Source organism: Verrucomicrobiota bacterium (genome assembly GCA_016871675.1).
GTDB lineage: Bacteria > Verrucomicrobiota > Verrucomicrobiia > Limisphaerales > VHCN01 > VHCN01.
Window position 1 is genome coordinate 1 of record VHCN01000095.1, and the last position, 9,676, is coordinate 9,676.

Sequence of the window (9,676 nt, forward strand, 5' to 3'; positions counted from 1 at the left end):
CACCAACGGCTACCTCTTTTACCTGCCGACCGAGGCGCAGCGGAAGAACACGGGCTACGCGCAGGAAGACTGCGACTGCCTCGTGGCCCCCGAGTGGCGGAAGATTTTTGACGAACGGACGGATGCGTTGCTGAAGAAGTTGAACGCGCCGTGAACTAAATTAATTACGAAAGCTTACTCCCATTGAGCAATTAGACGCCATGAACGACGACCTCAACGACCTTTACCAGGAAGTCATCTTGGAGCATGCGAAAAGCCCGCGGAACTTCCGCGAGCTGCCCGGCGCCAACCGTATCGCGCACGGGCGCAACCCGCTCTGCGGCGACAATTACACCGTTTATTTGCTCATGGAGGGCGACGTGGTGAAGGAGGCGACCTTCCAAGGCTCCGGCTGCGCCATCTCGAAGGCGTCGGCGTCGCTGCTCACCAGCACCATCAAGGGCAAGACCCGCGCGGACGTGGAGGCGCTCTTCGGCAAGGTGCATGCCATGGTCACCACCGGCCACGCGGACGACAGCCTGGGCAAGCTCGCGGCATTTGCGGGCGTGCACAAGTTCCCGGCGCGCGTGAAGTGCGCCAGCCTTTCGTGGCACGCAGCCAAGGCGGCGGTGGAAGGCAGCGCAGAGACGGTGAGCACGGAAGGCGATAACCCGAAGGCGGAATGATTTCGACCACTGATGAAACACCGATTGAACACCGATAAAGACTCAAGTTGGGCGAGCACCTAGCCGAAATTAATCAGTGTCCAATCTGTGACTAAAGTAAATTAACGATGCACTCCTACGAAAACGTCCCCCTCGGCGCGGGAGGCTCGCAAAGGCTGGGCGGCGCTGATCAAACAGGTGTACGCGTCGGACCCAATTCGCTGTCCCAAGTGTGGCGCGGAGATGAAAATCATCGCCTTCACCTGCCTGCCGGCAGGCAGGTCGAGCGAAGGCAGACTGAGGTCGTGGAGAAGATTCTGCGCCACTGCGGACTGTGGGAGGAGCAAGCGGCACGCGCCCCGCCCTCGGCGAAGGTCTCGGTTGCGGGCTGAGAGCGTGTCCGAAAATTGCGCGAAAACCCTCCGGGCGGCGGGTCTTTTGTCCGTGGCCTGCGTTGGCTCGGTCCTTACAGCCCGCGTTGGGGATGCTCGGACCTCGCCGCCTTGGCCACAGCCAAAATCCCTCGCCGCAGGACCCCGCGCAATTTTCGGACACGCTCTGAGGCTCAGGGCCAGCGGAACCGGTGGGGCAGTGGCGCCGGGCGCGCGGCGGGGCATCTGCTCGACGGTGAACTGCACCCTGGACGGTCAGCGCCAACACCCTTTCCAGCCGCTGTGGTGCCCTGAGCGGCCTTGCTGGAGGCTGCAGCCCCGAAACGCCGACCAGGCACTTGGCAGGGGACAATTCTGCCGCGTTTCGCCTTGAATGGCCACCCCCAGCCCGGCACACTCCAGCCACGTCGAAAAAGCAAATGCCTATCAGTTATCAGTCAGTAACGTGGCCAAGACCACCCGCGAGAAGGCCAAGGAATTCGGCATCGAGGTGGTGGACGTCCGCATCAAGCGCGCCGACCTGCCGGCCGAAGTGCAGCAGAGCGTCTTTCAGCGCATGCAGGCCGAACGCGAGCGCGAGGCCAAACGCTACCGCAGCGAAGGCGAGGAGGAGTCCGCCAAGCTCAAAGCCGAAACCGACAAACAACGCACCATCCTCCTGGCCACGGCCAAACAGGACGCCGAGAAACTCCGCGGCGAAGGCGACGCCACCGCCACGCGCGTCTATGCGGAGGCCTACGGCAAGGACGCCGAGTTCTACGCCTTCGTGCGCAGTCTCCAGGCCTACGAACAGTTTGTCGGCAAACGCAGCACGCTGGTGCTGCCGGCGGACTCGGACCTGTTCCGCTACCTCAGCAGCCCGCAATCCCCAACGCCCGGCGGCACCCCGGCCCGCGCGGCCCGGTGAGGCTCGCGAACCTGCCGCCGCGACCCGGCAACGCCACCGCTGCCTATGCTCGAAACGCTTAAACTCACCAAACACTTCAACGGCCACGCCGCCGTCAACGAACTCAACCTGAACATCCAGCCCGGCGAAGTGTTCGCCTTGCTAGGCCCCAACGGCGCGGGCAAGACGACGACCATCAACCTCCTGCTCGGCTTCCTCACGCCTGACGCGGGCGAGGCCCGCGTCAACGGCGCGAGCGTCGCGGCGGATCCCCTCGCCGCGCGCCGGCAACTGGCTTACATCCCCGAACAGGTCATGCTCTACCCGCGCTTCACCGGGGTGGAGAACCTCGATTACTTCAGCACGCTGGGCGGGCGCCGGCACACGCGCGACGAGTTGCTCCTGCTCCTCAAGCGCGCCGGCCTGCCGGCAGAGGTTGCCGACCGCCGCGTGGCCACCTATTCCAAAGGCATGCGCCAGAAGGTCGGCATCGCCCTCGCGTTGGCCACCGAAGCCAAAGCCTTGCTGCTCGACGAACCCACGTCCGGCCTCGACCCCGCCGCGTCGCACGAGTTTTCGCGACTGTTGCGCAAGCTCGCCGGGCAGGGGGTCGCGGTGCTGATGGCCACGCATGATCTGTTCCGCGCGCAGGAGGATGCCACCCGCATCGGCATCCTGCTCAATGGCCAACTGGCCGGCGATTACGTCGTGAAGGACATCCAGCACGTGGATTTGGAAAAGCTCTACCTGGAACATCTCCGCGCATGATTCTCGCCATTGCCCACAAGGAATTCCTCGACGCCTGGCGCGACGGACGCTTCCGCATCGCTGCGACCGTCGTCGTCCTCCTGCTCGGGGTAGCGCTGCTGCTGGCGTGGCAGCAGGTCCAGCGCACCCGCGCCGAGCGCGCCACCGCCGCCGCCCTGGAACGCGAGAGCTGGCTCAACCAGGGCGAGAAGAACTCCCACTCGGCCGGCCATTACGGCGTCTATGTCTTCAAGCCGCTCGCGCCGCTGGCCGTGTTCGATCGGGGCATCGAGCCTTTCGTCGGCACGACGGTGTTCCTCGAAGCGCACCGCCAGAATCAGGCGGCCTTCCTTCCCGCGCAGGACACCACCGCCATGCGCCGCTTCGGCGAGTTGACCGCCGCCACCGGCCTGCAACTGCTCGTGCCGCTGCTCGTCGTTCTGCTCACCTTCGGCGCGCTGGCCGGTGAACGCGAGCGCGGCACGCTCCGCCAAGTCCTGAGCCTCGGCGTGCGCCCGCGCGACCTGGTGCTCGGCAAAGCGCTCGGCCTCGCGGCCGCGCTGGGGGCGCTGTTGCTCCCCGTCGCGTTGTGCGGCGCCGTGGCCCTGGCGCAAAGTCCAGGGGGCGACGCCGGTGGGAGTTGGATCCGCCTGGCCTGGCTCGGCGGAGCCTACGCCCTTTATCTCGCCGCCATTCTCGGCGTGTGCCTCGCGGTCTCGGCGGTCGCCTCCACCGCGCGCGCCGCGCTGGCGGTGCTGCTGGTGGGCTGGGCGGCCAACGCCGTGCTCGCTCCGCGCCTCGGCGCGGACCTCGCGCAACGGCTCCTGCCCACGCCGAAGCTGGCCGAGTTCGAATCCGCGATGAACAAGGCCGTGCAGGAAGGACTCGACGGCCATAATCCACGCAACCAGCGGCTGCAGGAATTCGCCCGGCAAACGCTGCAGAAGCACGGCAAGACGCGCCTCGAGGAGCTGCCGTTCAACTTCAATGGCCTGGTCATGCTGGAGAGCGAACGCATGGCGGGCGAGGTCTTCGACCATCACTTCGGCCGGCTTTGGGACCGTCTCGAATCGCAAGACCGCCTGGTCACGTGCGCGGGTCTGGTTGCGCCGCTGCTGGGCTTGCGCGCCGCCTCGATGGCGCTGGCCGGGACGGACTTCACGCATCACCGCCATTTTTCCGTCGCCGCCGAGCAGCATCGCCGCAACTATGTGCGTGTGCTCAACGAGGAGATGATGAACACCCCGGTGAGCGCCGGCCACGGCGGCGTGGTCGGACGCGAGGTCTGGGAGAAGCTGCCCGCCTTCCGCTACGACCCGCCGCCGTCCGCCCACGCCCTGCGCGCCGCCGCGCCGGGACTGGTGGTATTGTTCCTCTGGGCCGCCGGCGCCTGGGCCGCCCTGCTGCTCGTCGTGCCGCGACTGAAACCGAATTGAGCATGACCTCGCGCCTCTTTCACCTCGAACTTCGGCTGCTCGCGCGCGAACGCGCCGCGTGGATGCTGCTCGGCCTGTTCGCCGCCGCGCTTGGCTATGGCCTTTGGAATGGCTCGGGCCCGGCCCAGGGTCATCGCGAAGTCGCCACCGCGCTCACGCAAGACTCCGAGCAGTTCCAGAGGCAACTGCGCGACGTGCTGGGCCAACAACCGGTGGACCCCAAAGCCATCGCCGGGCGCGGAACGACGGCGGTGTTGCCCCCCGCGCCGCTGCCGTTGCTGGCCACAGGCCAGTCCGACCTGTCGCCCGGGCACGAAACCGTCGTACTCTGGCGACTCGCCACGCCCGCCGACACCCGCTCCGAATTGGAGAATCCGTCGCATCTGATGGCGGGGCGCTTCGACCTCGCCTTCGTGCTGGTGTGGCTCTTCCCGTTGTTTCTCCTCGCGCTGGTCTATGACCTCATGGCGGGCGACCGGGAAGCCGGCACGCTGCGGCTGGCCCTGGCCCAGGGCATCACGCCGTGGCGTTGGATGGCGCGTCGCGCCCTGGCCCGCGGATTGCCCATGCTGACACTCGCGGCGCTCGCCACCCTGGCGGCGGGTCTCTCCGGAGGCTCGGAAAGCTTGGCCGCGCGGCTGATGCTCGCGCTGGGGGTCGTGCTGACCTACGGACTGTTCTGGCTGGCGATGGCCGTGGCGGTCAACGCCGTCGCGCACAGCGCCGCGGGCGCGGCCACCGCGCTGGGCGCCGCGTGGGTGGTGCTCGTGCTCGTGGCGCCCACGCTGTTGAACGTGACCGTGGAAACGCTTTACCCCACGCCTTCGCGGCCGGAACTCGTGGCGGCGGGACGCAAGGCCTCGGGCGAAGCGGAGAAGCGCGGCGGGGAATTGCTCAACTCGTTCTACCGCGATCATCCGGAGCTGGCCCCGCCCGGACAGCAGGCCGATTTCGCCGCGCAACATCTCACCGTGCAAAGCGAAGTGGCCCGCGCCCTCGATCCGGTGCGCCAGCAGTTCGACGCGCAACTCGCCCGCCAGCAAACCGCGGTCGCCCGCTGGCGTTTCCTCTCGCCCGCCATCGCCGCACAGGAGGCGCTGACCGATCTGGCCGGCACCGGCTACTGGCGGCACCGCGCCTTCCGCGAACAGGTCGGCGGGCTGCGGCAGGCCGTGTCCGACTTTTTCACACCGCGCATTCATAAGCGCGAACCGATCACGATGGCCGACCTCGACAAGCTGCCGCGCTTCGCATTCCGTGAAGAACCGGCCGGCGTCTGGATGGGCCGCGTGCTGGCCAGCCTGGCCGGAATGCTTGCGCTGGCTGGCGCGCTGGGCGCATGGGCGTGGCGAAGCTTGCGGCCCGCGCGCCTCGGCATTTTGAGCGCATGAAGCGGACCTTCCAGCCCCTGGTTCGTCCGGGCCTTGCTGACGCCGGGCAGCGGTGGTTTCATGGCTGCACCTGTTCCCATGAATAACCCCCCTTCAACCACCGCGCCCGCCCGGGGCGCGGCACAGCGGTTCCTCGACGGCATTGAATGGGCCGGCAACAAGCTGCCCGACCCCGCGGTGCTGTTCGTCATGGCGATGGCGCTGACGTGGCTGCTCTCGGCGCTGCTGGCGCCGGTGCAGTTCACCGAGATGGATCCGCGCACCGTGGTTCGCGACGCTGCCGGCCAGATCACCGCCAGCGAGCCCATCCAGGTCAAGAACCAGTTGAGCGGCGCCGCGCTGACCCAGTTTCTCTCGCGCATGGTCAAGACCTTCACGGAGTTTCCGCCGCTGGGAGTCGTGCTGGTGGCGATGCTCGGGGTGGGCGTGGCGGAACACACGGGCTTCATCAGCGCGTTGCTGAAGGGCCTGCTGGTCCTGACGCCGCGCCGCTGGCTGACGCCCGCGCTGCTGCTGGTCGCCATTCTCAGTCACAGCGCCGGCGACGTGGGCTACGTGCTGGTGATTCCGCTGGGCGGAATCATCTTCATGGCGGCGGGGCGGCATCCGCTGGCGGGGATCGCCGCGGCGTTCGCCGGGGTGTCGGGCGGGTTCAGCGCGACGTTTTTGCCCTCGAGTCTTGATCCGCTCTTGCAAGGTTTCACGCAATCGGCGGCGCAGATCATTGCGCCGGGACGCATGGTCAATCCGCTCTGCAACTGGTATTTCATGAGCGCATCCTGCCTTGCCATCGTCGCCGTGGGCTGGCTGCTGACCGATTGGGTGATCGAGCCGCGCTTGCGCCGCTTGCCCGTGGACGGCAACTCCGGCGATCAGCCCGCGCTCGGCACCCTCTCGCCCGCCGAACGCCGGGGGCTGTGGGTGGGTTTGGGGGCGATGGTCATCGGCGTCGCGGTGCTCGTGCTGGCGGCGGCGCCGGCGGCATCACCCTTGCGCACGCGCGACGGCTCCCTCACCGCGCACGGGTCGCCGCTCATGGACTCGATTGTGCCGCTGATCTTTCTGCTGTTCCTGCTGCCGGGCGTGGCGTTTGGTTACGCAGCGGGGACGGTGAAGAACCATCGCGACGTCATCAAGGGCATGAGCAAGTCCATGGGGGCGATGAGCTATTACCTGGTGATGGCGTTTGCGGCGGCGCAGTTCACTTACGTGTTCCGGGAGTCGAACCTGGGCGCGCTGCTGGCGGTGGAAGGGGCCAGCTTCCTCAAAGGTCTGGGACTGCCGGGCCAGGTCACCATCGTGGGCGTCATTCTGTTGAGCACGATGGTGAACCTGCTCATCGGCTCGGCGTCGGCCAAGTGGGCGCTGCTGGGGCCCATCTTTGTGCCGATGTTGATGCAACTGGGGCTGTCGCCCGAACTGACCCAGGCCGCCTACCGCATCGGCGATTCGAGCACCAACATCATCACGCCGCTGCTGCCTTACTTCCCGCTCATCGTCGTCTATTGCCAGCGCTACGTGAAAGGCACCGGCATCGGCACGCTCGTGGCGACGATGCTGCCTTACTCGGTGCTCTTCCTGGCGACGTGGACGGTGCTGCTGCTGGTCTATTGGGCGCTGGGCCTGCCGCTGGGCCTCCAATCCACCTACCTCCATCCGTGATATGCACATGATGTCCCGTCCCCCCTCTTCGTTGGCAGTCCGGCGTGCGGTCTGGCCTGACGCCCTCGATGTGGCGTTGGGGCACTGGCTGAGTTTCGGCCCCGCCGCCGCCGCCTGGCCCCGCTGGCGCGGGCCGGACCTGAATGGCGTTTCTGCCGAAACCCATTGGTTCCACCCCTGTTGGCGGCGCTATTCAGGTCTTTGAAACCGCCGCCAAACGCAACTCCTCAATCGCGATGAAAAAACCTCTCGCCCACTGGAAGGCAAATTTCTTCACCGGCCTCGCGGTGGTCTTGCCTGCTCTGCTGTCCATTGGCGCCGTCGTCTGGCTGTTCGGCACCGTCTCGAATGTCACCGACGCGCTACTCTTCTTCCTGCCGAAGGCCTGGACTCACGAGCGCGGGGGTGAAGGGCCGATGCATTGGTACTGGAGCTTGTGCGCCTTGGCGTTGGCGATCGGGCTGATCACGCTGGTCGGACGATTCGCCCGCCACTATCTCGGCAGGAAGTTGATTCGCCTGGCGGACGACCTGCTCCTGCGCGTGCCGCTGCTGAACAAAATCTACGGCGCGCTCAAGCAAATCAACGAGGCGTTCACCTCCAGCAAGAACACGGCGTTCCAGCAAGTGGTGCTGATCGAGTTTCCCCGCGCCGGGCTTTACTCGATCGGCTTCATCACCGGGGACCAGCACGGCGAGGTGCAGCACAAGACCCGGGAGGAAGTGGTCAGTGTCTTCGTGCCCACCACGCCCAACCCCACCAGCGGCTTCATCGTCCTGGCGCCGAAAGCGCGGATCGTCAAACTCGACATGTCGGTGGCTGACGGCATCAAATTCATCATGAGCCTGGGCTCCGTAGCGCCAGACTATGTCCCCGTTGGTGGGGCGGCGATCGTCAACGGAGCCCGGGTTGCGGAAAACACCCCGGCCCTTGGAGCCGGCGGCGAGGCGGCGGCGCTCGCGGCGTCCGTTCCCTCTCCCGCCGGAACCAGGGCAGCGGACCCGGCGAAGGAGACACCCCAAAACTGATTCAATCTCGAAAGAGCCGGCCCGGTTGAAGTGCAACCTTTCGAGGTGGAGCAACCCCGGCTAGAATCAGTGCATGAATCGAATTGCCTTTGAAACCGCCGTCATTCTGCTGCTGCTCATCGCGAACGGCGTGTTCGCGATGGCAGAGATTGCCGTCGTGTCCGCGAAGAAAGCGCGCTTGCGGCGACTGGCCGACCTGGGCAACGCGAAGGCGCGGCTGGCCTTGGACCTCGCCGAGTCGCCCAACCGCTTTCTTTCGACGGTGCAAATCGGCATCACGTTGGTGGGCATCTTCGCGGGGGCTTTTGGCGGCGCCACCCTGGCGACCGAACTGGCCGGGTGGATCGGGCAGGCATCCTTCCTGGCCGGTTACGCGGACAAGATCGCCTTCGCCATCGTGGTGCTGGTCATTACCTATTTCTCGCTGGTGATCGGGGAACTCGTGCCGAAGCGGTTCGGTTTGAGCAACCCGGAAGGGATCGCGATGATGGTCGCGCGGCCGATGAACTGGCTTTCGAGAGCTGCCGGGCCAGCGGTGAGTTTCCTGAGCGTGTCCACGGAGGGCCTGCTGCGGGTGCTTGGTTCCAAACCGGGGAAGGAAGTGACGGTTTCGGAGGAGGAAGTCCGCGTGATGATGCAAGAGGGGGTCCGGGCGGGCGCGTTCAACAAGGTGGAAAGCCAAATCGTGGACAGCGCACTGAAACTCGACCAGTTGCCGGTGCGCGAAATCATGACCCCGCGCCCGAAGGTCATCTGGTTGAATCAGGACGATCCGCACGAACAGGTCTGGCACAAGATTGTGGTGAGCAATCACTCGCACTTCCCGGTTTACCGGAGCAATCGCGATCACACCGTCGGCACGGTGTCCGTGAAGGCGATTTACGCCAACCTCGCCGCCGGTGTGGGCGTGAACCTAAAGGACCTGATGATCCCGCCGCTCATTGTGCCGGAGTCGCAGACGGTGTTGCAGCTCGTCGAGACGTTCAAGCAGAGCGGCAAGCACATCGCGCTGGTGACGGACGAGTTCGGAAGCATGGTCGGCCTGGTCACGCTGAACGACTTGATGGAAGCGGTGGTGGGCGAGTTTCCGACACAAGGCGAACGCGCCAAGCCGGAAGCCAAGAAGCGCGAGGACGGTTCCTGGCTGATTGGAGTGTTTCTGCCCGACCTGTCTGCGTGCGGCCACGCACAGGCAGGCGGCACGTTCCTGCCCTTGCCCAAGCTGGCGAGCGAACCGTTCCTCAAGCTGTGGGAACAAGAGGTCTTCGCGCTGCTGCTGGCCGAGGGCAAGATTACCGAGGAGGTGGTCGCCAACATCCGTTCCTGGAAGCATTCGGGCTTCAGTGTGGACCAGAGCGTGCGCTTGGAGGCGGGCGATCGGGCGGGAATCCAGCGCCTCATCCAGTATTTCTTGCGCTGCCCGTTTTCCCAGGCGCGCATGATCGAGGTGACCAATGCGGGCAAGGTGCTCTACAAGACCGGGGACAATC

At 66.0% G+C, this 9,676-nt stretch carries 8 protein-coding genes; all 8 read left to right on the plus strand.

Annotation, left to right across the window (positions count from 1 at the left end):
• Positions 1 to 200: 200 nt before the first annotated feature.
• Positions 201 to 665: an SUF system NifU family Fe-S cluster assembly protein gene (locus FJ386_14260; protein MBM3877854.1), complete on the plus strand. Its 465-nt coding sequence runs from the start codon at positions 201 to 203 to the stop codon at positions 663 to 665.
• Between the two features lie 744 nt (positions 666 to 1,409).
• A complete protein-coding gene (gene hflC / locus FJ386_14265; protein ID MBM3877855.1) occupies positions 1,410 to 1,943 on the plus strand; it encodes a protease modulator HflC in 534 nt (177 codons plus the stop codon).
• A 45-nt stretch (positions 1,944 to 1,988) separates the two neighbouring features.
• Complete coding sequence (locus FJ386_14270; GenBank protein MBM3877856.1) at positions 1,989 to 2,690, plus strand: ABC transporter ATP-binding protein; 702 nt, start codon at positions 1,989 to 1,991, stop codon at positions 2,688 to 2,690.
• Positions 2,687 to 4,105: a DUF3526 domain-containing protein gene (locus FJ386_14275; GenBank protein MBM3877857.1), complete on the plus strand. Its 1,419-nt coding sequence runs from the start codon at positions 2,687 to 2,689 to the stop codon at positions 4,103 to 4,105. The genes FJ386_14270 and FJ386_14275 overlap by 4 nt, the downstream gene beginning before the upstream one ends.
• Positions 4,106 to 4,107: 2 nt before the next feature.
• Positions 4,108 to 5,496, plus strand: a complete 1,389-nt coding sequence (locus FJ386_14280) for a DUF3526 domain-containing protein (protein MBM3877858.1) — start codon at positions 4,108 to 4,110, stop codon at positions 5,494 to 5,496.
• A 60-nt stretch (positions 5,497 to 5,556) separates the two neighbouring features.
• Complete coding sequence (locus FJ386_14285) at positions 5,557 to 7,158, plus strand: AbgT family transporter (GenBank protein ID MBM3877859.1); 1,602 nt, start codon at positions 5,557 to 5,559, stop codon at positions 7,156 to 7,158.
• A 143-nt stretch (positions 7,159 to 7,301) separates the two neighbouring features.
• On the plus strand, positions 7,302 to 8,186 hold the full coding sequence (locus FJ386_14290; GenBank protein MBM3877860.1) for a DUF502 domain-containing protein: 885 nt from the start codon (positions 7,302 to 7,304) through the stop codon (positions 8,184 to 8,186).
• A gap of 73 nt (positions 8,187 to 8,259) precedes the next feature.
• On the plus strand, positions 8,260 to 9,676 hold a 1,417-nt coding region (locus FJ386_14295; protein MBM3877861.1), incomplete at its 3' end, for an HlyC/CorC family transporter.

Coding starts and splice junctions, on each gene's coding strand:
- FJ386_14260 (MBM3877854.1), top strand. CDS start 201: ATGAACGACGACCTCAACGACCTTTACCAGGAAGTCATCTTGGAGCAT.
- hflC (MBM3877855.1), top strand. CDS start 1,410: ATGGCCACCCCCAGCCCGGCACACTCCAGCCACGTCGAAAAAGCAAAT.
- FJ386_14270 (MBM3877856.1), top strand. CDS start 1,989: ATGCTCGAAACGCTTAAACTCACCAAACACTTCAACGGCCACGCCGCC.
- FJ386_14275 (MBM3877857.1), top strand. CDS start 2,687: ATGATTCTCGCCATTGCCCACAAGGAATTCCTCGACGCCTGGCGCGAC.
- FJ386_14280 (MBM3877858.1), top strand. CDS start 4,108: ATGACCTCGCGCCTCTTTCACCTCGAACTTCGGCTGCTCGCGCGCGAA.
- FJ386_14285 (MBM3877859.1), top strand. CDS start 5,557: ATGGCTGCACCTGTTCCCATGAATAACCCCCCTTCAACCACCGCGCCC.
- FJ386_14290 (MBM3877860.1), top strand. CDS start 7,302: ATGGCGTTTCTGCCGAAACCCATTGGTTCCACCCCTGTTGGCGGCGCT.